23 protein-coding genes and 1 pseudogene are annotated in these 21,873 nt (G+C 59.9%); 14 read left to right on the forward strand and 10 right to left on the reverse strand.

Features of this window, described 5'->3' with window-relative positions; genetic code table 11:
* Positions 1-9: 9 nt before the first annotated feature.
* Entirely contained in the window at positions 10-942 is a 933-nt protein-coding gene (locus HU767_RS24120) for a lipid A biosynthesis lauroyl acyltransferase (RefSeq protein ID WP_186710116.1), read from the reverse strand.
* Positions 943-1,060: 118 nt separating this feature from the next.
* Between HU767_RS24120 and minC the strand changes: the two genes are divergently transcribed.
* The 6 genes from minC to HU767_RS24150 all read left to right on the forward strand — a co-directional run bounded on the left by minC (position 1,061) and on the right by HU767_RS24150 (position 5,749).
* A complete protein-coding gene (minC, locus tag HU767_RS24125; RefSeq protein ID WP_186730646.1) occupies positions 1,061-1,798 on the forward strand; it encodes a septum site-determining protein MinC in 738 nt (245 codons plus the stop codon).
* Positions 1,799-1,998: 200 nt separating this feature from the next.
* Positions 1,999-2,811, forward strand: coding sequence for a septum site-determining protein MinD (gene minD / locus HU767_RS24130; RefSeq protein WP_003179114.1), 813 nt, complete (start codon positions 1,999-2,001; stop codon positions 2,809-2,811).
* Positions 2,811-3,065, forward strand: coding sequence for a cell division topological specificity factor MinE (minE, locus tag HU767_RS24135; RefSeq protein WP_003179111.1), 255 nt, complete (start codon positions 2,811-2,813; stop codon positions 3,063-3,065). The genes minD and minE overlap by 1 nt, the downstream gene beginning before the upstream one ends.
* A gap of 105 nt (positions 3,066-3,170) precedes the next feature.
* Positions 3,171-3,806 (forward strand): RluA family pseudouridine synthase, encoded by a 636-nt coding sequence (locus tag HU767_RS24140; RefSeq protein WP_018612476.1) that lies wholly within the window; start codon positions 3,171-3,173, stop codon positions 3,804-3,806.
* A gap of 207 nt (positions 3,807-4,013) precedes the next feature.
* On the forward strand, positions 4,014-5,303 hold the full coding sequence (locus HU767_RS24145; protein WP_072406529.1) for a M18 family aminopeptidase: 1,290 nt from the start codon (positions 4,014-4,016) through the stop codon (positions 5,301-5,303).
* Between the two features lie 263 nt (positions 5,304-5,566).
* Positions 5,567-5,749 (forward strand): hypothetical protein, encoded by a 183-nt coding sequence (locus tag HU767_RS24150; RefSeq protein ID WP_186730647.1) that lies wholly within the window; start codon positions 5,567-5,569, stop codon positions 5,747-5,749.
* A gap of 22 nt (positions 5,750-5,771) precedes the next feature.
* Here the strand turns inward: HU767_RS24150 and HU767_RS24155 are convergent, their stop codons facing one another.
* On the reverse strand, positions 5,772-6,503 hold the full coding sequence (locus HU767_RS24155; RefSeq protein ID WP_186710122.1) for a UTRA domain-containing protein: 732 nt from the start codon (positions 6,501-6,503) through the stop codon (positions 5,772-5,774).
* Between the two features lie 349 nt (positions 6,504-6,852).
* Here HU767_RS24155 and HU767_RS24160 point away from each other — a divergent pair, with 349 nt between their 5' ends.
* From HU767_RS24160 to HU767_RS24185, 6 genes are all read left to right on the forward strand, one after another.
* Entirely contained in the window at positions 6,853-7,920 is a 1,068-nt protein-coding gene (locus tag HU767_RS24160) for an extracellular solute-binding protein (RefSeq protein ID WP_186710124.1), read from the forward strand.
* A gap of 185 nt (positions 7,921-8,105) precedes the next feature.
* Positions 8,106-8,912, forward strand: a complete 807-nt coding sequence (locus HU767_RS24165; RefSeq protein ID WP_186710126.1) for an alkaline phosphatase family protein — start codon at positions 8,106-8,108, stop codon at positions 8,910-8,912.
* A 5-nt stretch (positions 8,913-8,917) separates the two neighbouring features.
* Positions 8,918-9,754 (forward strand): ABC transporter permease subunit, encoded by an 837-nt coding sequence (locus tag HU767_RS24170; protein ID WP_186710146.1) that lies wholly within the window; start codon positions 8,918-8,920, stop codon positions 9,752-9,754.
* Positions 9,741-10,541, forward strand: coding sequence for an ABC transporter permease (locus HU767_RS24175; RefSeq protein WP_186710129.1), 801 nt, complete (start codon positions 9,741-9,743; stop codon positions 10,539-10,541). Before HU767_RS24170 ends, HU767_RS24175 begins: the two co-directional genes overlap by 14 nt.
* Entirely contained in the window at positions 10,538-11,527 is a 990-nt protein-coding gene (locus HU767_RS24180; RefSeq protein ID WP_186710131.1) for an ABC transporter ATP-binding protein, read from the forward strand. The genes HU767_RS24175 and HU767_RS24180 overlap by 4 nt, the downstream gene beginning before the upstream one ends.
* A 45-nt stretch (positions 11,528-11,572) precedes the next feature.
* Positions 11,573-12,226, forward strand: a complete 654-nt coding sequence (locus HU767_RS24185) for an HAD family hydrolase (protein ID WP_186710133.1) — start codon at positions 11,573-11,575, stop codon at positions 12,224-12,226.
* Between the two features lie 218 nt (positions 12,227-12,444).
* Here the strand turns inward: HU767_RS24185 and HU767_RS24190 are convergent, their stop codons facing one another.
* From HU767_RS24190 to HU767_RS24200, 3 genes are all read right to left on the reverse strand, one after another.
* Positions 12,445-13,233, reverse strand: coding sequence for a DUF2182 domain-containing protein (locus HU767_RS24190; RefSeq protein ID WP_186730648.1), 789 nt, complete (start codon positions 13,231-13,233; stop codon positions 12,445-12,447).
* A gap of 2 nt (positions 13,234-13,235) precedes the next feature.
* Positions 13,236-13,871: a DUF1326 domain-containing protein gene (locus HU767_RS24195; protein ID WP_186710137.1), complete on the reverse strand. Its 636-nt coding sequence runs from the start codon at positions 13,869-13,871 to the stop codon at positions 13,236-13,238.
* Between the two features lie 336 nt (positions 13,872-14,207).
* The gene (locus HU767_RS24200; RefSeq protein ID WP_186730649.1) at positions 14,208-15,170 is read right to left on the reverse strand and encodes a zinc-binding dehydrogenase; all 963 of its coding nucleotides are present in this window, start codon (positions 15,168-15,170) and stop codon (positions 14,208-14,210) included.
* Between the two features lie 139 nt (positions 15,171-15,309).
* On the opposite strand from HU767_RS24200, the gene HU767_RS24205 reads away from it, so the two are divergent.
* Positions 15,310-17,388, forward strand: a complete 2,079-nt coding sequence (locus HU767_RS24205) for a carboxy terminal-processing peptidase (protein ID WP_186710148.1) — start codon at positions 15,310-15,312, stop codon at positions 17,386-17,388.
* Between the two features lie 118 nt (positions 17,389-17,506).
* Positions 17,507-19,294 (forward strand): bifunctional diguanylate cyclase/phosphodiesterase, encoded by a 1,788-nt coding sequence (locus HU767_RS24210; protein WP_186730650.1) that lies wholly within the window; start codon positions 17,507-17,509, stop codon positions 19,292-19,294.
* A gap of 277 nt (positions 19,295-19,571) precedes the next feature.
* Here the strand turns inward: HU767_RS24210 and HU767_RS24215 are convergent, their stop codons facing one another.
* From HU767_RS24215 to HU767_RS29100, 5 genes and pseudogenes are all read right to left on the reverse strand, one after another.
* Positions 19,572-19,814 carry a contact-dependent growth inhibition system immunity protein gene (locus HU767_RS24215; protein ID WP_186730651.1) on the reverse strand — a complete coding sequence of 81 codons (243 nt, stop codon included), beginning with the start codon at positions 19,812-19,814 and terminating at the stop codon, positions 19,572-19,574.
* 102 nt (positions 19,815-19,916) lie between these two features.
* Positions 19,917-20,333: a hypothetical protein gene (locus tag HU767_RS24220; RefSeq protein ID WP_186730652.1), complete on the reverse strand. Its 417-nt coding sequence runs from the start codon at positions 20,331-20,333 to the stop codon at positions 19,917-19,919.
* Positions 20,311-20,562: a hypothetical protein gene (locus HU767_RS24225; protein WP_186730653.1), complete on the reverse strand. Its 252-nt coding sequence runs from the start codon at positions 20,560-20,562 to the stop codon at positions 20,311-20,313. Before HU767_RS24225 ends, HU767_RS24220 begins: the two co-directional genes overlap by 23 nt.
* A 330-nt stretch (positions 20,563-20,892) precedes the next feature.
* Positions 20,893-21,315 carry a hypothetical protein gene (locus tag HU767_RS24230; RefSeq protein WP_186710142.1) on the reverse strand — a complete coding sequence of 141 codons (423 nt, stop codon included), beginning with the start codon at positions 21,313-21,315 and terminating at the stop codon, positions 20,893-20,895.
* An 11-nt stretch (positions 21,316-21,326) separates the two neighbouring features.
* A pseudogene (locus HU767_RS29100) lies at positions 21,327-21,873 on the reverse strand (type IV secretion protein Rhs); the annotation flags it as partial.

The raw sequence follows: 21,873 nt of genomic DNA on the forward strand, positions 1-21,873 counted from the left end.
CAAAAAAACTCAGCCGCGTTTGTCGTACAGCTTGGGCTCGCCCGGCGGACGGCTCTTGAAGCGCCGGTGTGCCCAAAGGTACTGCTCGGGACAATCGCTCACCGACCGCTCTACCCACTGGTTGATGCGGATGCAATCGGCTTCCTCGGTCTCGCCCGGAAAATCCGTCAGCGGCGCCTGGATCACCAGGCGATAACCGCTGCCATCGGCCAGCCGCTCCTGGGTGAAAGGCACCACCAGCGCCTTGCCCAGGCGGGCGAACTTGCTGGTGGCGGTGACCGTCGCGGCCTGGACGCCGAACAGCGGCACGAACACGCTTTGCTTGGCGCCGTAGTCCTGGTCCGGCGCATACCAGATCGCCCGCCCGGCCCGCAGCAGCTTGAGCATGCCACGCACGTCGTCACGTTCCACCGCCAGGGAATCGAGGTTGTGCCGCTCGCGGCCCCGGCGCTGGATGTAGTCGAACAGCGGGTTCTTGTGCTCGCGGTACATGCCATCGATGGTGTGCTGCTGGCCAAGCAAGGCCGCGCCGATTTCCAGCGTGGTGAAATGCAACGCCATCAGGATCACGCCCTTGCCCTCGCGCTGGGCCTGCTTGAGGTGCTCCAGCCCTTCGACATGGGCCAGTTTCGCCAAACGCGAACGCGACCACCACCAACTCATGGCCATCTCGAAAAAGGCGATGCCGGTGGAGGCAAAGTTGTCCTTGAGCAGACGCTTGCGCTCGGCGGCGGATTTTTCCGGGAAGCACAGTTCCAGGTTGCGCCGCGCGATGCGCCGTCGGTCGCCGGCCACCCGATACATCAGTGCGCCCAATGCGCGACCGACCCGCAGCAAAAACGGATAAGGCAATTGAACGATCAGCCACAACAGCCCCAGGCCGCACCACAGCAGCCAGAAACGCGGATGAAAAAATGCAGCTCGAAAACGCGGGCGATCCATTACAGCTTCCATTAAGACATGGGCCGCGCATTCTACATTGTTCGACCCGGGTTGCGGCTGGCGGACGATCTCGTTATAAGTCTCGGCACTTTTAGTGACAAGCCGTTGTACGCCGACCATGAGCCAAACCGAACCGCTAGACCAAGATCCCGTGTTCCAGCTGAAGGGCAGCATGCTCGCCATTACGGTGCTGGAACTGGCCCGCAACGACCTGGAGAGCCTTGACCGGCAACTGGCGGCGAAAGTCGCCCAGGCCCCGAACTTCTTCAGCAATGCCCCCCTGGTGCTGGCCCTGGACAAGCTGCCGGCCGGCGAAGGCTCAGTGGACCTGCCGGGCCTGATGCGCGTCTGCCGCCAGCACGGCCTGCGCACCCTGGCGATCCGCGCCAGCCGCATCGAAGACATCGCCGCCGCCATCGCCGTGGACATCCCAGTGCTGCCGCCGTCCGGCGCCCGGGAACGCGTGCTGGAACTGAATCCGGTCGAAGCGAAGAAAATTCCGGAAAAACCATTGGAGCCCAGCGTCAAGCCGACACGCGTGATCACCTCGCCCGTGCGCGGCGGGCAACAGATTTATGCCCAGGGTGGCGATCTGGTCATCGTCTCCTCGGTCAGCCCGGGGGCGGAACTTCTGGCCGATGGCAACATCCATGTATACGGCCCGATGCGCGGTCGAGCACTGGCCGGCGTCAAGGGTGATACCAAAGCCAGGATCTTCTGCCAGCAATTGAGCGCCGAGCTGGTTTCCATCGCCGGGCAGTACAAGGTCTCCGAGGATTTACGCCGCGACCCGTTGTGGGGGGCCGGCGTCCAGATCAGCCTGTCAGGCGACGTGTTGAACATCATTCGGCTTTAACGGATACTGCCGCATTTTCCAAGCATCTCTAAAACGAGCGAAAACGGCTTAAACGACGTAGGAAAAAGGATCAGGCAGTGTTTACCGGAGGTAGACCCCGCCCGACAGCCGATTCCAGCCAAGCCTGTCCAATTGCAGCGGTTTTCCAGAGATGTTTTTCAGGGGCTGACAAAGTCCTTTTTCCTTAGGGGTGAAACACCTTGGCCAAGATTCTCGTGGTTACATCCGGCAAGGGTGGTGTGGGTAAGACCACCACCAGCGCCGCTATCGGTACCGGCCTCGCTCTGCGCGGCCACAAGACAGTCATCGTCGACTTCGACGTCGGCCTGCGTAACCTGGACCTGATCATGGGTTGCGAGCGTCGCGTGGTCTACGACTTCGTCAACGTGGTCAACGGCGAAGCGAACCTGCAGCAGGCCCTGATCAAGGACAAGCGCCTTGAGAACCTCTACGTGCTGGCTGCCAGCCAGACCCGCGACAAAGACGCGCTGACCCAGGAAGGCGTGGAAAAAGTGCTGATGCAGCTCAAGGAAGACTTTGAGTTCGTGGTCTGCGACTCCCCGGCCGGTATCGAGAAAGGTGCCCACCTGGCCATGTACTTCGCCGACGAAGCGATTGTCGTGACCAACCCGGAAGTGTCGTCGGTCCGCGACTCCGACCGCATGCTGGGCCTGCTGGCGAGCAAGTCCCGGCGTGCCGAGAAAGGCGAAGAACCGATCAAGGAACACTTGCTGCTGACCCGCTACAACCCGCAACGAGTCAGCGATGGCGAAATGCTGGGCGTCGAAGACGTCAAGGAAATCCTCGCCGTCACCCTGCTGGGTGTCATTCCGGAATCCCAAGCGGTACTCAAGGCTTCCAACTCCGGCGTGCCGGTGATCCTCGACGACCAGAGCGATGCCGGCCAGGCGTACAGCGATGCCGTCGACCGCCTGCTGGGCAAGACCGTGGAGCATCGTTTCCTCGATGTAACGAAGAAAGGTTTCTTCGAGCGCCTGTTTGGAGGTAGGTAATGAACCTTTTTGACTTCTTTCGTGCCAACAAAAAGCCCAGTACCGCCTCGGTCGCGAAAGAGCGTCTACAGATCATCGTGGCGCACGAACGCGGCCAACGCAGTACCCCTGACTACCTGCCGGCCTTGCAGAAGGAACTGGTGGAAGTGATCCGCAAATACGTCAACATCGGTAGCGATGACGTGCATGTGGCGCTGGAAAGCCAGGGCAGCTGCTCGATCCTGGAACTCAACATCACCCTGCCGGATCGCTGATCGCACCGGCGGGAGCCACGGCGGCTCGGGTCCCAAATCCTTCCCCTGTGAGAGAAGGAAAAAGGGCCCGAGCCGCCGTTGGCGTTTGTAGCGAGACTGTTTTTAATGCCCCTGTCCAACATCCGCATCATTCATCAGGACGCCGCTGTCCTGGTGGTCGACAAGCCGACCCTGTTGCTTTCCGTGCCCGGCCGGGCCGACGACAACAAGGACTGCCTGATCACCCGTCTGCAGGAAAACGGCTATCCGGAAGCGCGAATCGTGCACCGACTGGACTGGGAAACCTCTGGCATCATCCTGCTGGCCCGTGACCCGGACACCCATCGCGAACTGTCCCGGCAATTTCATGACCGCGAAACCGAAAAAGCCTACACCGCGCTGTGCTGGGGCCAACCGGAGCTGGACAGCGGCAGCATCGACCTGCCCCTGCGCTACGACCCGCCGACCAAACCCCGGCATGTGGTGGACCATGAACAGGGCAAACACGCCCTGACCTTCTGGCGCGTACTGGAACGTTGCGGCGACTGGTGCCGGGTCGAGCTGACACCCATCACCGGACGCTCGCACCAACTGCGCGTGCACATGCTCTCCATCGGTCACCCGCTGCTGGGCGACGGGCTCTACGCCCACCCGCAGGCCCTCGCCGCCTGGCCGCGCCTGTGCCTGCACGCGAGCATGTTGAGCTTCACCCACCCGCAAAGCGGCGAGCGCCTGCGCTTCGAGTGCCCGGCACCGTTCTGAGACATCGCATCGCCCCCATCGCGAGCAGGCTCGCTCCCACATTGGATTGCAGGCGTACACAAATCCTGTGTTTACCCTGCCCCCCCTGTGGGAGCGAGCCTGCTCGCGATGACGGAGGCACATTCAACACTGATATCACCTGCCTCCCACCCTCCCCATCCGTCACCAATACGGTAAACTCCCGCCCATCGCTGTCTGGAGTGACTTATGCGCGCAGAGTTGAACCAAGGCCTGATCGACTTCCTCAAGGCCTCCCCCACCCCGTTTCATGCCACCGCCAGCCTGGCCAAGCGCCTGGAGGCGGCCGGTTACCAGCGTCTTGACGAACGCGAGACTTGGGCCACCGAGGCCAACGGTCGTTATTACGTCACGCGCAACGACTCCTCGATCATTGCCTTCAAGCTCGGCCGCCACTCACCGCTGCACGACGGCATCCGCCTGGTCGGCGCCCACACCGACAGCCCCTGCCTGCGGGTCAAGCCGCAGCCGGAACTGCAACGCCACGGGTTCTGGCAACTGGGGGTGGAGGTCTACGGCGGCGCGCTGCTGGCGCCATGGTTCGACCGTGACCTGTCCCTGGCCGGGCGCGTGACCTTCCGCCGCGATGGCAAGGTCGAGAGCCAACTGATCGATTTCAAGGCGCCGATCGCCACGATTCCGAACCTGGCCATCCACCTCAATCGCGAAGCCAACCAGGGCTGGGCCATCAACCCGCAGAACGAGCTGCCGCCGATCCTCGCTCAGTTCGCCGGTGACGAGCGCGTCGACTTCCGTGCCGTGCTCACCGATCAACTGGCCCGGGAACACGGCCTGAATGCCGACGTGGTGCTCGATTACGAGTTGAGCTTCTACGACACCCAAAGCGCCGCGGTCATTGGCCTGCATGGTGATTTCATTGCCGGCGCGCGCCTGGACAACCTGCTGTCATGCTACGCCGGCCTGCAAGCCTTGCTGAACGCCGACACTGAAGAAACCTGCGTGCTGGTGTGCAACGATCACGAGGAGGTCGGCTCATGTTCAGCCTGTGGCGCCGACGGTCCGATGCTGGAACAGACCCTGCGTCGCCTGCTGCCCGAAGGTGAAGAGTTCGTACGGACCATTCAGAAATCCCTGCTGGTTTCGGCGGACAACGCCCACGGTGTGCACCCCAACTATGCCGACAAACATGACGCCAACCACGGCCCCAAGCTCAACGCCGGCCCGGTGATCAAGGTCAACAGCAACCAGCGCTACGCCACCAACAGCGAAACCGCCGGGTTCTTCCGCCATTTGTGCATGGCCGAAGAAGTGCCGGTGCAGAGCTTCGTGGTGCGCAGCGACATGGGCTGCGGCTCGACCATCGGCCCGATCACCGCCAGCCAGCTGGGCGTACGCACCGTGGACATCGGCCTGCCGACCTTCGCCATGCATTCGATCCGCGAACTGTGTGGCAGCCATGACCTGGCGCATTTGGTGAAGGTGCTGAGCGCGTTCTACGCCAGTCGCGAGTTGCCATAACCGCCGAACCTATCTGGGCCAGGTGCATGCGGGCTTCTGTGGCGAGGGGATTTATCCCCGCTGGGTTGCGCAGCAACCCCCTACGTCCTAGCGGATAATCGCGGTGCTTGGTGGATTCTAGGGCTGCTTCGCAGCCCAACGGGGATAAATCCCCTCGCCACAACGTGCCCACCTCAAATTCTGGGGAGGCTGTGACACACATCAGCCCACCCCAACCAAACCCCAACTAGACTGTCCTTATCCCCCTCGACAAGGCCGTCGTCATGATCTCGATGTCTGCACTCAACGCCATGCTGGTGCCCATCATCGCCGGCATGATCCTGCTGGCCATCGGTTTCAACTTCCGTGACAAGAACGTCGGTGTCTTCGCCATGTGGATCGGCATGCTGCTGATCCTCGCCACGGTGGTGATCAAGATCCTGAGCAAGCTCAACGAATCACTCTGAGCCTGGTGCCGGCCACCGGCGATTATTCCGGCACAGGTTGCTCCGGCACATCCACGCCGACATGGATCGCATCGTGGCGCCAGAACTCCAGGTCGCAGTCGATCAGCCGCTGGTGCTGGTCATAGTTGACCCGTGCGATGCGCAGCCCGGGGCTGCCCACCGAGACCCTCAACGCCGCCGCCGCTTCCGGCTGTAACGAGGTGGGCACGATTTCGAACTTCACCCGGCCGTAGTGCAGGTCGTAATGGCGAGCGTACAGCTCGGTGATGGACTGGTTGAGGTCGAACCCGAGGATGTCCGGGAAATACTGCGGGTTCAGGTAGTGCTCGACGTACAGCACCAGCCGCTCATCGATACGCCGCACACGACAGATCTGGATCACGCTGGACAGCGCCGGCAACTGCAACCAGGCACACACGGCCGCCGAAGCCGGTTGCAGGCGTGCAGAAATCACTTGGGTAGAAGGCACACGCCCCTGGGCCGCGACCATGGCGTGGAAATGGCTGCGCTGCATCAGGTTGTAGGCCAGGCGCGGCGGCGAGACGAACCAGCCCCGGCGCTCCTCCCGATAGATCTGCCCCTGGGCTTCGAGCTGCAACAACGCTTCGCGCACGGTGATCCGCGTGGTCCCGAACAATTCACTGAGCTTGCGCTCGGCCGGCAACTTGCTGCCTGGCGCCAGCAACCCGTGGTCGAGTTGCTCTTGCAGCACCTGTCCAATGGCTGTCACCGCTTTGGTTGCATCGATGCGCATCAACGTTACCTATCTGGACTAGACCAGCACTGTTTCGGGGCAGGATCGACGGCTCATCGATCCGCTTCTGAGTCCAGCAAGCCTAGGCACTGCACATGACTGGCAGATGACAGGGCCGCCGAACGGTCGTTTTGCCAGCGTGCAAATTAACGGCCAAGTCCTTGCAGATCAGCCGTTTAACCATGGTCTACGCTTAATTCGCAGCCAACCCCCACGAGCCTGGCATTTCCGGCCGCCTGCGGCACCGACATCAAAATGTCACAGGGCTCGCCTACATTGGCTCAGGTATTGCTGACCTAGACCAACACAACCGCAATCGCAGCGTTGAAAACGCCCATAGGAGCTTCGGATGAAACAGCTTTTCCTGGCATCACTGTTAGGCTCGACCATTGCCATGTGCACCGCCGCCATGGCCGCTGACACCGATCTGAAAACGTTGGAAGCCGCTGCGAAAGCGGAAGGCGCCGTCAACAGCGTCGGCATGCCCGATGACTGGGCAAACTGGAAAGGCACCTGGGACGACCTGGCCAAGCTCTACGGCTTGAAACACATCGACACCGACATGAGCTCGGCCCAGGAAATCGCCAAGTTCGCCGCCGAAAAAGACAACGCCAGCGCCGACATCGGCGACGTCGGTGCGGCCTTCGGCCCGATCGCGGTCAAGCAGGGCGTGGTCCAGCCCTACAAGCCAAGCACCTGGGAACAAGTACCGGCCTGGGCCAAGGACAAGGACGGTAACTGGGCATTGGCCTACACCGGCACCATCGCCTTCATCGTCAACAAGAAGCTGCTGCACGGCTCCGAAGTGCCGACCAAATGGGCCGACCTGAAGACCGGCAAGTACAAAGTCTCCATCGGTGACGTGAGCACCGCCGCCCAGGCCGCCAACGGCGTGCTGGCCGCGGCCCTGGCCAACGGCGGCGACGAGAAGAACGTCCAGCCGGCGCTGTTGATGTTTGCCGATATCGCCAAGCAAGGGCGCCTGTCCATGGCCAACCCGACCATCGCCACGATGGAAAAAGGTGAAGTCGAAGTCGGCGTGGTCTGGGATTTCAACGGCCTGAGCTACAAGGCCAAGATGGCCAACCCCGATGACTACGTCGTACTGATTCCGTCCGACGGCTCGGTGATCTCCGGCTACACCACCATCATCAACAAGTACGCCAAGCACCCGAACGCCGCCAAGTTGGCCCGTGAGTACATCTTCAGCGACGCCGGCCAGATCAACCTGGCCAAGGGCAACGCCCGTCCAATCCGCGCCGAGCATCTGAAATTGCCGGAAGAGGTCCAGGCCAAACTGCTGCCGAACGAGCAGTACAAAGGCGTGACCCCGATCAAGGATGCGGATGCATGGGAGAAAACTTCCAAGGCACTGCCGCAGAAGTGGCAGGAAGAAGTGATCATCAACATGCAATAAAGGGGTAATCCCCCCATTCGGATATCTGGAGAAAATTCAACTGTGGGAGCGAGCCTGCTCGCGATAGCGGCATGTCAGTCAACATCATTGTTGAAGGTCAGCCGCCATCGCGAGCAGGCTCGCTCCGACAGTGAAACCAGGTGAATCCGAGACCTCATTGATACCTGCCCGGAGTCCCGGTACCCATGAAGCACAACGTCATCCTGGTGGTGCTCGACGGTCTCAACCATGAGGTCGCCCGGCATGCCATGGGGCATTTGCAGGCTTACGTCGGCGCAGGACGCGCGGCCCTCTATAAACTGGAATGTGAGTTGCCCGCCCTGTCCCGCCCGCTCTACGAATGCATCCTCACCGGCGTCGTGCCCATCGACAGCGGGATCGTGCACAACAACGTCTCGCGCCTGTCGAACCAGCGCAGCATTTTCCACTACGCCACCCAGGCCGGCCTGAGCACGGCGGCTGCGGCGTATCACTGGGTCAGCGAACTCTACAACGCGTCCCCCTTCGTCGCCGGTCGCGACCGGCACACCGACAACCCCGACCTGCCGATCCAATACGGGCATTTCTATTGGAATGACCACTACCCCGATTCCCATCTGTTCGCCGACGCCGAACACCTGCGCCTGCGCTATTTGCCGAACTTCCTGCTGGTGCACCCGATGAACATCGACGACGCCGGCCACAAGCACGGCCTCGACACCCCGCAATACCGCAACAGCGCCCGCTCGGCCGATATCAACCTGGCGGTCTACCTGCAAGGCTGGCTCGACGCCGGTTACCAGGTGCTGGTGACCGCCGACCACGGCATGAACAACGACCGTTCCCACAACGGCCTGCTGGCTGAAGAACGGGAAGTACCGCTGTTCGTCCTGGGTGACAGCTTCAGTTTCGATCCCACTGCCGCGCCCAAGCAGACCGAACTGTGCGGCACGATTTGCCAATTGCTCGGCGTCGACCACGACAAACCCTATTGCCAGGAGCTACTCAAGTGAACGCCATGACGCGCGGCAAATGGCTGGCAGCGTTGTGCCTGGTGCCCTTCGCGATTTTCTTCATCGTGTTCCAGATCGCCCCGCTGCTCTGGGTGCTGGTCAACAGCCTGGAATCGGAGGAGTTCGGCTGGGGCCTGGCCAACTTCAGCAAAATCTTCAGTTCGAAGTTTTATCGGCAGGCAATCCAGCACAGCCTGGAGATCAGCTTCTGGTCCAGCGTGTTCGGCATCGTCATTGCCGTGCTCGGCAGTTATTCACTGCGCCGGGTGGATTCGCGGCTGCGCAATTTCGTCAATGCGTTCGCCAACATGACCAGCAACTTCGCCGGCGTGCCCCTGGCCTTCGCCTTCATCATCTTGCTGGGGTTCAACGGCAGCATCACGCTCATGCTCAAGCAGGCGGGGATCATCGAGGATTTCAACCTGTATTCGAAAACCGGGCTGATCATTCTCTATACCTACTTCCAGATTCCCCTGGGCGTGCTGCTGCTCTATCCAGCCTTCGACGCCCTGCGCGAAGACTGGCGCGAGTCCGCCGAGTTGCTCGGCGCCAACGGCTGGCAGTTCTGGCGGCACATCGGCTTGCCGGTGCTGACCCCGGCGCTGCTGGGCACTTTCGTGATCCTGCTGGCCAACGCCCTCGGCGCCTACGCCACGGTCTACGCGCTGACCACCGGTAACTTCAACGTGCTGCCGATCCGCATCGCCGCCATGGTCTCCGGCGACATTTCCCTCGACCCGAACATGGCCAGTGCCCTGGCCGTGATACTGGTGGCGTTGATGACCGTGGTGACCGTCGTCCATCAGTTGCTGCTCAAGAGGAGCTACCATGTCTCGCGCTGAACCGGGCTCCGTCGGGCTTTATCATCGGGTGGTGGTGTACCTGCTGTTCGCCATCCTGCTGCTGCCCCTGGCCGGCACACTCGTCTACTCCATCGCCAGCAGTTGGTCGGCCACCGTGCTGCCCAGCGGCTTCACCTTCAAATGGTATGTGCAGTTGTGGAGCGATCCGCGTTTTCTCCACGCCTTCGGTCAGTCGCTGCTGGTCTGTGTCGGTGCGCTGGTGCTCTCGGTGGTGTTGATCCTGCCGTTGCTGTTCGTGGTGCATTACCACTTCCCCAAGCTCGACGCACTGATGAACATCCTCATCCTGCTGCCCTTCGCGGTGCCGCCGGTGGTGTCGTCGGTGGGGCTGTTGCAACTCTATGGTTCCGGGCCGCTGGCGATGGTCGGAACGCCGTGGATCCTGATCGGTTGCTACTTCACCGTCGCCCTGCCCTTCATGTACCGGGCGATCACCAACAACCTGCAAGCGATCAACCTGCGCGACTTGATGGACGCTGCCCAACTGCTCGGCGCCAGCACCTTCCAGGCCGCGTTCCTGGTGGTGCTGCCGAACCTGCGCAAGGGCCTGATGGTGGCGCTGCTGCTGTCCTTTTCGTTCCTGTTCGGCGAGTTCGTGTTTGCCAACATTCTCGTCGGCACCCGCTATGAAACCCTGCAGGTGTACCTGAACAACATGCGCAACAGCAGCGGTCACTTCACCAGTGCGCTGGTGATTTCCTATTTCTTCTTCGTACTGGTCCTGACCTGGGCGGCCAACATCTTGAGCAAGGACAAAAGCCAATGAGCTACGTCAGCGTCCAACACCTGCAAAAAAGCTACGCCGGCACGCCGGTGTTCAGCGACATCAACTGCGAGATCGGCAAGGGCGAATTCGTCACCCTCCTCGGCCCTTCCGGTTGCGGCAAATCCACGCTGTTGCGCTGCATCGCCGGCCTGACTGCGGTGGATGCCGGCCAGATCATCCTCGACGGGCAAGACATCGTCCCGCTGAGCCCACAGAAACGCGGCATCGGCATGGTTTTCCAGAGCTACGCCTTGTTTCCCAACATGACCGTGGAGCAGAACGTCGCCTTCGGCCTGCGCATGCAGAAGGTCGATGCCGGGGATAGCCGCCAGCGCGTACTGGAGATCCTGCGCCTGGTGGAGCTGCATGATTTTGCCGCACGCTATCCCCATCAACTCTCCGGCGGCCAATGCCAGCGCGTCGCACTGGCCCGCTCCCTGGTCACACGGCCGCGCCTGTTGCTGCTGGACGAGCCGCTGTCGGCCCTGGATGCGCGGATTCGCAAGCACTTGCGCGAACAGATCCGACAGATCCAGCGTGAGTTGGGCCTGACCACGATCTTCGTCACACACGATCAGGAAGAAGCCCTGACCATGTCTGACCGGATTTTCCTGATGAACCAGGGAAAGATCGTACAAAGCGGCGATGCCGAAACCCTTTACACGGCGCCAGTCGATGTCTTTGCCGCCGGCTTCATCGGCAACTACAACCTGCTGGACGCCGACAGCGCGAGCAAACTGCTGCAGCGGCCGGTGAGTGGCCGCATCGCCATCCGCCCGGAAGCCATCGAGCTGAGCCGCAATGGCGAGGCCGATGCGCTGATCCGCAGTCACAGTCTGCTGGGCAACGTCATCCGCTACCGGGTCGAGGCCCGTGGCGTGGAATTGGTGGTGGATGTGCTCAATCGTTCGGCCGCCGACCTGCACCCCGATGGCGCACGGTTGTCACTTTCCATCGATCCGTCGGCGCTGTGTGAGGTAGCCTGACGGCTTTGTTGATTTTGAAACTGATTTTGAAAAGGAAACGCGCTGATGGCCCTGGCAATTTTTGATCTGGACGAAACCCTGATCCACGGCGACTGCGCCACCCTCTGGAGCGAACAGATGGGACGCCTGGGCTGGGTCGATCCCGAGTCGTTCATGCGGCGCAACAACGAGCTGATGGACGCCTACAGCCACGGCAAGTTGAGCATGGAAACGTACATGGATTTCAGCCTGGAGCCGATGATCGGCCGCACGCCCGAGGAGATCGAACATCTGGTGGCGCCATGGGTGGAAGATTTCATCGAGCCGATCATCTTCAGCGACGCCACCAAGGCCATCGCTGAGCACCGCAAGGCTGGTGACCGGATCCTGGTGATTTCCGCCTCGGGCACACACTTGGTCAAGCCGATTGCCGAACGCCTGGGCATCGACGAAATCCTGGCCATCGAACTGGAAGTGGCCCATGGGGTGTACAGCGGCCAGACCGTCGGCACCCTGACCTACCGCGAAGGCAAGATCGCCCGGCTGCTGGACTGGCTGGATGCCGAGGAAGAGAACCTGGAAGGCGCGAGTTTTTATTCCGACTCGCGCAATGACTTGCCGCTGTTGCTCAAGGTCGATCATCCGCACGTGGTGAACCCCGACCCGGTATTGAAGGCCCATGCCGAATCGGCCGGCTGGCCGATTCATACCTGGAAATAAACACCGGACGGGAAAAAACTCCGGCCCCTGTGGCGAGGGAGCTTGCTCCCGCTCGGCTGCGAAGCAGTCGTAAACCGGCTGACGCGGTCTACCTGGATAGTTGCGTCGTCCCGATTGGGGCGGCTGCGCCACCCAGCGGGAGCAAGCTCCCTCGCCACGGGGGCGATCCATGCCTGCGAATACAAGACCTGTGGCAGCGAGCTTGCTCGCCCACAGGTTCAACCTAGCAGCAGCCAAAAACTCCAGCCGATCAACAACACACCGCAGAGACGACTGAGCCTGCGTCCCTGGGGCAAGTTTTTTTCCAGCAAGATGAAGGCGCCGATCACTGCCACCCAAAGCAGGTTCATCACCCCGACCACGAACAGCAGGCCCATCAGCGCCCAGCAGCAGCCCAGGCAGTAAGCGCCATGGGCCAGGCCCATGCGCCACCCGCCGAGCACGTCGGGGCGCCAGTAGCCGAGAAGAAAATGCAGCGGCCCGCGACAATGCTCAAGGCAGGCCGCCTTGCCTGGCAGCCACTGATAAACCCCAGCGACCAGCAACAGGCCGGCGCCCAGCGCGGTACTGGTGGTGCGCATTCCCGGGCTGAGCAAGGCGAGCTGCTCAAGCGCCCATTGCAACGCCGTGGCGCCGAGGGCGAAGCCGGCCCAGACCAGGCCATAGGCACTGCAGAACAGCAGCAGGGCCAGGTGTCGCTGCGGTGTCGGCATGCGCTTGCGCAGCATCTGCTGGTAGATCAGCAACATGGGCAGGGCGCTGGGCAGCATCATGCCGATCATCATCACCGTCCACATGGCGAACATCAGCAGCGCATCGGCCGGGCTCCAGGGCATGATCATGCCGGCCATTGCCGCATCCGCCATGCCGCCCGGCGCACTCATGTCGTGGGCCATGCGCAGCAGTGTCAGCCAGGCCAGGGTGGTCAGCCCGAGCAGACAGAGCAGCAGGAGCCACTGCTCGCCTGTCAGCCGCTTGCCCGGGGCCGCCGCCTGAGGTTCTGCCATCGCTACGGCTCTATGCCGTGGCCGGTGAAGTGCACGTGGGCGAGGTGGCTATGACTGCCCTGGGATTGCAGCTTGAGGGCTGAATGCGTCTGATAGCTGCCGCTGGCGACTTCGGCCTCATGGAACTCGAAACCCTCGGGCAGAGACAGGCGGACGCGATGCGGTGAGCCGTCGATCGGGCTGCGGATCGGCTCGCCGCTGGCCTGCAACACACCTGGAATGTCCAGGTGCGCCAAGCGCTGGTCGACATCGATGGATAGGGTGATGGGCACGAACAGCGGATCGAACGCTTCAGTCATGGTGCTGCTGAACACCTGGAACACGTTGGCCCCAGGGTCGCTCTCCAAGCCAGAAAGAATGGTCAGCAGGGCCTGGCGTTGCGCCTCGTCGGCACGTTCGTCGATGAACACCTGACAACTGCCGTTGCCCTCGTGGATGGCGCCCGGCCAAGCGAAGGTGGCGGCCCAGCACAAGCCGTCCAGCGCCACCTGATTGAAATACCCGTGTTCCACTCGCATCGACGCCACCGCCTGGCAGTGGCCGTGGGTCGGCGGCGCATTGAACTGGCAGGGGCAGCCCCAATTGCAGTTGCAGGCAATGAATTCGACGCCCTGCATGCGCCATTCGGCGATGGCCATGATCAACCTCTTCACCTCACGGGTGAAATGAAAGCTGCGGTTACCCCATCCCCATTAGTTAACGCTAGCAGGACGCGCGCATCGGATACGGGCTGCCGACCGAAGGTCGGCTTGCCCGTGATCGCGGGTGAGCGTTGCAAGCCACCGTCGATAGGAGGCCTTGGCTCAGCTCCCACAAGGAATTTGGAGTGAACACCGACTCTATGAGCACCCGAAGCCTCATGTGGGAGCAAGGCTTGCCCGCGATGGCGGCCGTACATTCAGCATCAATGCAAACTGATCCATCGTTTTCGCGAGCAAGCTTTGCTCCCACAAGTTCGCATCCAGCTTCGGGAATCAGCTCAGGCTTTCATCGATCAGCAGCACCAATTTCCCGGACACCCTGTTGGTTGCCAGCTCGGCAAACGCCGCCTCGGCATCCTTGATCGCAAAGGTCCGGGCCAGTTGCGGGCTCAGGCGTTTGTCGGCAAACAGCGGCCACACGTGTTGCCCCAGTTCGCTGATCAGGTCGGCCTTGAACTGCTCGTCGCGGCTGCGCAAGGTCGAGCCGAGCAGTTGGATACGCTTGCCCAGCACCTGGGCCAGATCAAGCTCGGTCGAGCGCCCGCCCATCAGGCCGATCAACACCCAGCGACCGTCAACTGACAAAAGTTTCACGTTGAGTTTGGCGTAGCTGCCGCCCACCGGATCGAGGATCACATCGAAGGGACCGAGGTCGTTCAGACTCTCCAGGCCATCGGTGCGAATTACACCGCCCTGGGCGCCCAGGGCCTCGCAATAGGCCAGCCGTTCGGCCGAACCGACACTGACCCAGCACGGGTTGCCAAAGGCCTTGCACAGCTGGATAGCGGCCGAACCAACGCCGCTGGCGCCGGCGTGCAGCAGCACTTTCTCGCCCGGTTTGAGCGCCGCCAACTGGAACAGATTCAGCCACGCGGTGCTGTAGACCTCAGGCAGCGCGGCCGCTTCAGCCAATGACAAGCCCTCCGGCACCGGCAACACATGCCGGCCATCGACGACTACTTCCTCGGCCATCCCGCCGCCGGCCAGCAACGCGCAGACGCGGTCGCCCACCTGCCAGGACGAGCCCGGCCCCACCTCGCTGATCACCCCCGAACACTCCAACCCCAATACTTGGCTGGCGCCGGGTGGCGGCGGGTAAAGTCCGGCTTTTTGCAACAAATCGGCCCGATTCAGGCCGGCGGCCGCCACACGGATGCGAACTTGCCCGACATCACATGCCGGACTTGGCTCATCAGCCCATACCACTTGGCCTTCAACGCCTTGCAATGCTTTCACGGTGCCTCCATAGTGAGTCTCGACTGGGCCCGCTGCTTCAACGCCGGGCTTTCTTGCATTATGCGCCCGGGCCACATGGAACCGGCGACTTCAAAGACGGCCTAATATGCGTTATCAATTGTCCCTGCGTCGAATCAGCATGAAGCACCTGTTCCCCAGCACCGCCCTCGCGCTCGTCATTGGCCTCGGCCTGTTACCGTTGTCGAACGATACGTTCGCAGCCAACAGCTGGGACAAGCTTCAGCCCGATCGCGACGAAGTGATTGCCAGCCTTAACGTCGTCGAATTGCTCAAGCGCCATCACTACAGCAAGCCACCGCTCGATGACGCGCGCTCGGTCATCATCTACGACAGCTACTTGAAGCTGCTCGATCCATCGCGCAGTTACTTCCTGGCCAGCGACATCGCTGAATTCGACAAGTGGAAAACCCAGTTCGACGACTTCCTCAAGAGCGGCGACCTGAACGCCGGGTTCACCATCTACAAGCGTTACCTGGACCGCGTGAAGGCGCGCCTGGACTACACCCTGGCCGAACTGAACAAAGGCGTCGACAAAATCGACTTCAATGCCAAGGAAACCTTGCAGGTCGACCGCAAGGACGCCCCTTGGCTCAAAAGCACGGCCGAACTCGATGACCTGTGGCGCAAGCGCGTCAAGGACGAAGTGCTGCGCATGAAGATCGCCGGCAAGGACTCCAAGCAGATCCAGGAAACCCTGACCAAGCGCTACAAGAACCAGTTGGCGCGCCTGGACCAGACCCGCGCCGAGGATATTTTCCAGGCGTACATCAATACCTTCGCCATGTCCTACGACCCGCACACCAATTATCTGTCGCCAGATAACGCGGAAAACTTCGACATCAACATGAGCCTGTCCCTGGAAGGCATCGGTGCGGTGCTGCAGAGCGACAACGACCAGGTGAAAATCGTGCGCCTTGTTCCGGCAGGCCCGGCGGACAAGACCAAGCAGGTCAGCCCGGCGGACAAGATCATCGGCGTCGCCCAAGGCAACAAGGAAATGGTCGACGTGGTCGGCTGGCGCCTGGACGAAGTGGTCAAGCTGATCCGTGGCCCGAAAGGCTCGGTGGTGCGCCTGGAAGTCATCCCGGCCAGCAATGCGCCGAACGACCAGACCAGCAAGATCGTGGCCATCACCCGCGAAGCGGTGAAGCTGGAAGAACAGGCGGCGAAGAAATCGGTCCTCAACCTCAAGCAGGACGGCAAGGACTACAAGCTCGGCATCATCGAGATCCCGGCTTTCTACCTGGACTTCAAGGCCTTCCGCGCCGGGGATCCGAACTACAAGAGCACCACCCGCGACGTCAAGAAACTGCTGACCGAACTGCAAAAGGAAAAAGTCGACGGCGTGGTCATCGACTTGCGCAACAACGGCGGCGGCTCCCTGCAGGAAGCCACCGAACTGACCAGCCTGTTCATCGACAAGGGCCCGACCGTGCTCGTGCGCAACGCCGATGGCCGAGTGGATGTGCTGGAAGATGAAAATCCGGGCGCGTTCTACAAGGGGCCGATGGCCTTGCTGGTCAACCGCCTGTCGGCGTCGGCCTCGGAGATTTTCGCCGGCGCCATGCAGGACTATCACCGTGCGTTGATCATCGGTGGCCAGACCTTCGGCAAAGGCACCGTGCAGACCATCCAGCCGCTCAACCACGGCGAACTGAAGCTGACCCTGGCGAAGTTCTACCGGGTGTCCGGCCAGAGCACCCAGCACCAGGGCGTGCTGCCTGACATCGATTACCCGTCGATCATCGACACCAAGGAAATCGGTGAAAGCGCCCTGCCCGAAGCCATGCCATGGGACACCATCCGGCCGGCGATCAAACCGGCCGTGGACCCGTTCAAGCCGTTCCTGGCCCAACTCAAGTCGGACCATGACGCACGTTCGTCCCAGGACGCGGAGTTCGTGTTTATCCGCGACAAGCTGGCCCTGGCGCAGAAATTGATGATGGAAAAAACCGTCACCCTCAACGAAGCCGACCGTCGGGCGCAGCATGCCGACATCGAGGCCAAGCAACTGGCCATGGAAAACCTGCGTCGCAAGGCCAAGGGCGAAGAACCGCTCAAAGAGCTGAAGAAAGAGGACGAAGACCTGATCACCGAGCCGGAGAAAACCAAGCCGGAAGACGACGCCTACCTGAGCGAGACCGGGCGGATCCTGCTGGATTACCTGAAACTCAACACGGCGATCGCCAAGCACTAAGATGATGGCCATTTAATGGTGATGCTCGTCGGAGTGTCATCAAACTGACATCAGTCTGTCGTGAAATACAGGACTGGGTGCCCCGCACCCGGTCCTTTTTTTATCGCCAGAGATTGCCATGACCACGACAGAACAGCTGAGTGCCTTGAGTTCGATCCTGGCTCAAAGCGGTTTGCACAGCCTGTTCCAACCGATCATCTGCCTTTCCGAACGGCGCATCGTGGGCTATGAAGCCTTGACCCGCGGCCCTTCCAACAGCCCGCTGCACTCCCCTATCGCATTGCTTTCGGTAGCGCGCCAAGCCGGACGCCTTAGCGAGCTGGAACTGGCCTGCCGCCGCAGCGCCTGCCAACGCTTCAATGAGCAAAAGCTGCCGGGCAAGCTGTTTCTCAACGTTTCGCCCGAATCCCTGCTGGAATCCGCGCACCAGACGGGACGCACGCTGCAATTGCTGCAAGACTTCGGCATCGCCCCCAGCCAGGTGGTGATCGAACTGACCGAACAGACCCCCATCGATGACTTCCAGCTCTTGCAAACCGCCCTGCATCATTACCGGGCGATGGGTTTCTCGATTGCCTTGGACGACCTCGGTGCCGGTTATTCGAGTCTGCGGCTGTGGTCCGAATTGCGCCCCGACTATGTGAAGATCGACCGGCACTTCATCGACGGCATTCATCAGGACGCCCTCAAGCGCGAGTTCGTCGGCTCGATCCTGAAAATCGCCCGGGCTTCCCGCGCCCAGGTGATTGCCGAGGGCATCGAACTGCCGGAAGAGCTGGCGGTGCTGATCGAAATGGGCGTCGACCTGGTCCAGGGCTATCTGCTGGCCCGGCCACAGGAACAACCGTCGCGCGATGCCAGGGCACTGATGCCCCGGCAGGACAGCGGCGTGGTGGCGCTGAATGATGAGGTCAACGACCTCAGTGCGCTGCTCAACGAACAGCCGGCGGTGGCGCACGACACGCCGACAGCCTCCGTGCTGGAAGCGTTCCGGCGCCAGGCCAATCTCAACTCCCTGGCGGTGCTGGACAATCAGAACCAGCCCTGTGGCATCGTCCATCGCCATTCACTCTCGGACGCCTTGCTCAAGCCCTTTGCCACCGACCTGTTCGCCCGCAAGCCCATCAGTCGGCTGATGAGCGATGACTTCCTGGCGGTGGAGTTGAACCAGTCGCTGCAACAAGTCAGCCGCCTGATCACCAGCCGCGCCCGGCAACGCATCGAAGAAGATTTCATCATCACCCTCAACGGTGGCTACCTGGGCCTGGGCCGGGTGATCGACGTGCTCAAGCTCATCACCGAACTGAAAATCCAACAGGCCCGCTACGCCAACCCACTGACCCTGCTGCCGGGCAACGTGCCGATCCAGCAATGCCTCACGCGCCTGCTGCAACAACGGCAGGAATCGGTGATCTGCTACGTGGACATCGACAGTTTCAAACCCTTCAACGACATCTACGGCTACGGCCGCGGCGACGAAGTCCTGCTGTGCCTGGCCCAATGCCTGAACGAACGCATCGACCCCAGCCGCGACTTCGTCGGCCACATCGGCGGCGACGACTTCCTGCTGGTCCTCGGACCGGACGACTGGCGCAAGCGCCTGGACCAGCTGCTCAGCGACTTCCAAACCCACTGCCGCCGCTTCTACCGCCCCGAGCATTTGGAGGCGGGATGTTTTACGGCGTTGAATCGGCAGGGGATTCGGCAGGAGTTTGCGTTGCTGTCATTGTCGATTGGCGTGGTGCACTTGCGTGCCGAGGCTTGTGGGGAGTTGGATGCCAGCCAGTTGGCGGAATTGGCTTCGCAGGCCAAGCACCATGCCAAGGAGATTTTGGGAGGGAGTGTGTATTTGGTGGAGGGTTTGGCTGAGCGGGAGGTTGTGGTGGAGTTGGGGTTGTCGGTGTAAGTGAGTCCCGCATTGGCCCAACGCCTGGCGCTACCCCTGTGGCGAGGGAGCTTGCTCCCGCTGGGCTGCGCAGCAGCCCCCTCTTCTGACCGACGCCTCGGTGTGCCTGACTGACCGAGTGGGTTGTTTTTAGGGCTGCTTCGCAGCCCAGCGGGAGCAAGCTCCCTCGCCACGAAAGCGGTTTGGTGGTGTATTGATTAGCCATAGCTCAGCAAAGACTATCGATTCTAATTTTTAGACTGCTCGCAATATGCCGTAACCACACCTCGCCGACACCTCATGTATTCCAATAACTGTAATAGCAACTTAGCTCTTTCAATAAATACTCTCTCAACTCCAATTCATTTTTCTTTTTTCCAAGTAGGGCACTGAGTTCTTGCTGAACGGTTCTCAGTACCTCGACGTCCGAATCTGCTAGAAAGGCTTCGAGGACTCGCTCTGCGGACTCATGCTCGGCTGACCAATCCTGATGAAAATAGGCCCCAAAAAAATCATGTAGTTCAGGAAGTTCTTTATTCATATTTCCGGGAAACGTGTTAGCAAAAAAATCCCCATTGGATTTTGTTGATCGTTCCCACGCTCCTGCGTGGGAATGTCGCAAGGGACGTTCCGCTTCCGGGAACTACCAGGTTGCTGGATCTTCCTGGCTGGCCTTATGAAGATCCTCGTCCCACGCTTCTGCTAAATACTTATAGACATCGTCAAAGAAAACTCTGAAATCTTCCATTTCATCCCATCCCGGCGGAAGGGCTGAATGTGAAACCACTTCGTGTTCGAACACCTCACCAAAGTCATACTCCGGATCGTCGAGTGCAATTGCGAGCACACAAAAAAATAAAAATTTGTGACGATAGCTTAAATTTCTAAAACGATGAACCACGTACTTATAAATCAGCTTTTTCCGATCTTCGGCACACTCGAGATCATACTGCGATAATTCCTCACCCAGAGTCTCTTCGCAATCATATATCTCGAAGCCGCCGAGAAAATGTCCGATCTGAGGATCATAGGGACGATCAAGAAACGGATGCATCAACATCAAAACCTCCTACGGGATAAGCGGTGACCGGACGTAGCGTTTCGTAATCGAATCTGACTTCGAATACATTAATTTCGCTTTGAAATATTGGATTTCCCCTGTCATGTACGTTTGGTATGTATCCTTGCCCAACCTTTGGCAAATACATACGCACGACTGGATTCCCTCTTTTGTCTTCGCCAGTAAAACGAGGGAGACCTCTTGCTTCACGGGTCAGCGCTTCATTCATGGCTTGATGCTGTATTCGAAAACTATTGAACTTTGTACTACAGTTAGCGTACCACTGCCTCGGCTTGGGGGACTTTACGTTTTCGGCACGGCTTTCTGTTGAACTTCCATTAGGTGTATACGAGCCGTATCTTCTGGACTTTCTCAAATGCAATTTCTCTATGAGTTCAGGATTCTGGAGCATTCTATGACTGATAGCGCTTGAGGCAGCTCAGCAATATTTCCATAAAGTGTCGCTGATCATGAATTTCTTGATCAAAATATGTATCCATATCTTCAAACAAATCATTGAAAGTGTCGCCAATCTCCAAAGCTCTTTTCGTCAATTCAGCTATACATAATACCAAGTAGACCTATCCTCGGATTCCGCCTTACGGAGATCATCCGCCCACAGCTCACTCGCCAGTCTATATATATCTTCAAAAAAAACTCTTGGATTGTCCATTGTGTCCCACCCGTTGGGTAGCGATGAGCACTCCTGACAATCGTGTTCTAGTAAAGCCTGAAAATCATAATCGCTGTCTTGCAACGCTTCTTCTAAACTTTTATACAATGCAAATTTTTGCCTGTACGTTATTTTCCATTTTTTAGACAGCGAGTAGTTTAAGATTAATATCTCTCGGTCCGCTGGGCTGTTGGGGTCATATTTTTCAAGTTCTTCCCCTAGCGTTTCTTCCCGATCATATATATCAAAACAACCCAAAAAATACGCAGGCGTGGGTATATATGGCTGGCCGGTGCTTGGATCGATCACTTTATTACTTCCTATTTTATTGGATACAGTGTAAATGGAATTTCGGTATCCCGATCAAATTTCATTTCTATACGGTTCATGTCAACCAGTTTTGGATCGCTTGGATCTTTGGAGTTTGGAATGTATCCTTTCCCCGCACCCGGTAGATCTGCCCGTAGATATTTGCTTCCATTTTTATCCACCAGCAGTTCATGCCCGCTATTTTTCTTTGCAATAGCTAACTCATAGGCCTTTAGCTGTAACTCCCAGCTATTAAACCTTGAACTTGGATTCCCCTTCCTATGCGGAGGGGTCCTACCAGTTAAGGGATCTGTACCGTCAATTGCCCGCCTCTTCCACACCTGATCTGAAACCGCAGGGCTATGTTTACTGACCATATGCATGCCTTGCTCCCGATCTAGACGCCTGACTTCTTTTTCGGCCAACTCAGCGGCGGTCGGCTTGGGCAGCGCCGGCTCCCCCTCATCCACCCCAACCTTCGCCGCCGGATCCTGATCCCCAACCGCCGGCCTACACCCACCCTTCCCCGGACAATCCACCAACCCCAACGGATCCACC

It is taken from the genome of Pseudomonas sp. SWRI179, from assembly GCF_014268705.1.
Classification (GTDB): domain Bacteria; phylum Pseudomonadota; class Gammaproteobacteria; order Pseudomonadales; family Pseudomonadaceae; genus Aquipseudomonas; species Aquipseudomonas zanjanensis.

Bases quoted from the DNA above. Each gene is read 5' to 3' on its own strand.
- HU767_RS24120 (WP_186710116.1), bottom strand. From the start codon at position 942: ATGGATCGCCCGCGTTTTCGAGCTGCATTTTTTCATCCGCGTTTCTGG.
- minC (WP_186730646.1), top strand. From the start codon at position 1,061: ATGAGCCAAACCGAACCGCTAGACCAAGATCCCGTGTTCCAGCTGAAG.
- minE (WP_003179111.1), top strand. From the start codon at position 2,811: ATGAACCTTTTTGACTTCTTTCGTGCCAACAAAAAGCCCAGTACCGCC.
- HU767_RS24140 (WP_018612476.1), top strand. From the start codon at position 3,171: ATGCCCCTGTCCAACATCCGCATCATTCATCAGGACGCCGCTGTCCTG.
- HU767_RS24145 (WP_072406529.1), top strand. From the start codon at position 4,014: ATGCGCGCAGAGTTGAACCAAGGCCTGATCGACTTCCTCAAGGCCTCC.
- HU767_RS24150 (WP_186730647.1), top strand. From the start codon at position 5,567: ATGATCTCGATGTCTGCACTCAACGCCATGCTGGTGCCCATCATCGCC.
- HU767_RS24155 (WP_186710122.1), bottom strand. From the start codon at position 6,503: ATGCGCATCGATGCAACCAAAGCGGTGACAGCCATTGGACAGGTGCTG.
- HU767_RS24160 (WP_186710124.1), top strand. From the start codon at position 6,853: ATGAAACAGCTTTTCCTGGCATCACTGTTAGGCTCGACCATTGCCATG.
- HU767_RS24165 (WP_186710126.1), top strand. From the start codon at position 8,106: ATGAAGCACAACGTCATCCTGGTGGTGCTCGACGGTCTCAACCATGAG.
- HU767_RS24170 (WP_186710146.1), top strand. From the start codon at position 8,918: ATGACGCGCGGCAAATGGCTGGCAGCGTTGTGCCTGGTGCCCTTCGCG.
- HU767_RS24175 (WP_186710129.1), top strand. From the start codon at position 9,741: ATGTCTCGCGCTGAACCGGGCTCCGTCGGGCTTTATCATCGGGTGGTG.
- HU767_RS24180 (WP_186710131.1), top strand. From the start codon at position 10,538: ATGAGCTACGTCAGCGTCCAACACCTGCAAAAAAGCTACGCCGGCACG.
- HU767_RS24185 (WP_186710133.1), top strand. From the start codon at position 11,573: ATGGCCCTGGCAATTTTTGATCTGGACGAAACCCTGATCCACGGCGAC.
- HU767_RS24190 (WP_186730648.1), bottom strand. From the start codon at position 13,233: ATGGCAGAACCTCAGGCGGCGGCCCCGGGCAAGCGGCTGACAGGCGAG.
- HU767_RS24195 (WP_186710137.1), bottom strand. From the start codon at position 13,871: ATGGCCATCGCCGAATGGCGCATGCAGGGCGTCGAATTCATTGCCTGC.
- HU767_RS24205 (WP_186710148.1), top strand. From the start codon at position 15,310: ATGAAGCACCTGTTCCCCAGCACCGCCCTCGCGCTCGTCATTGGCCTC.
- HU767_RS24210 (WP_186730650.1), top strand. From the start codon at position 17,507: ATGACCACGACAGAACAGCTGAGTGCCTTGAGTTCGATCCTGGCTCAA.
- HU767_RS24215 (WP_186730651.1), bottom strand. From the start codon at position 19,814: ATGAATAAAGAACTTCCTGAACTACATGATTTTTTTGGGGCCTATTTT.
- HU767_RS24220 (WP_186730652.1), bottom strand. From the start codon at position 20,333: ATGTTGATGCATCCGTTTCTTGATCGTCCCTATGATCCTCAGATCGGA.
- HU767_RS24225 (WP_186730653.1), bottom strand. From the start codon at position 20,562: ATGAATGAAGCGCTGACCCGTGAAGCAAGAGGTCTCCCTCGTTTTACT.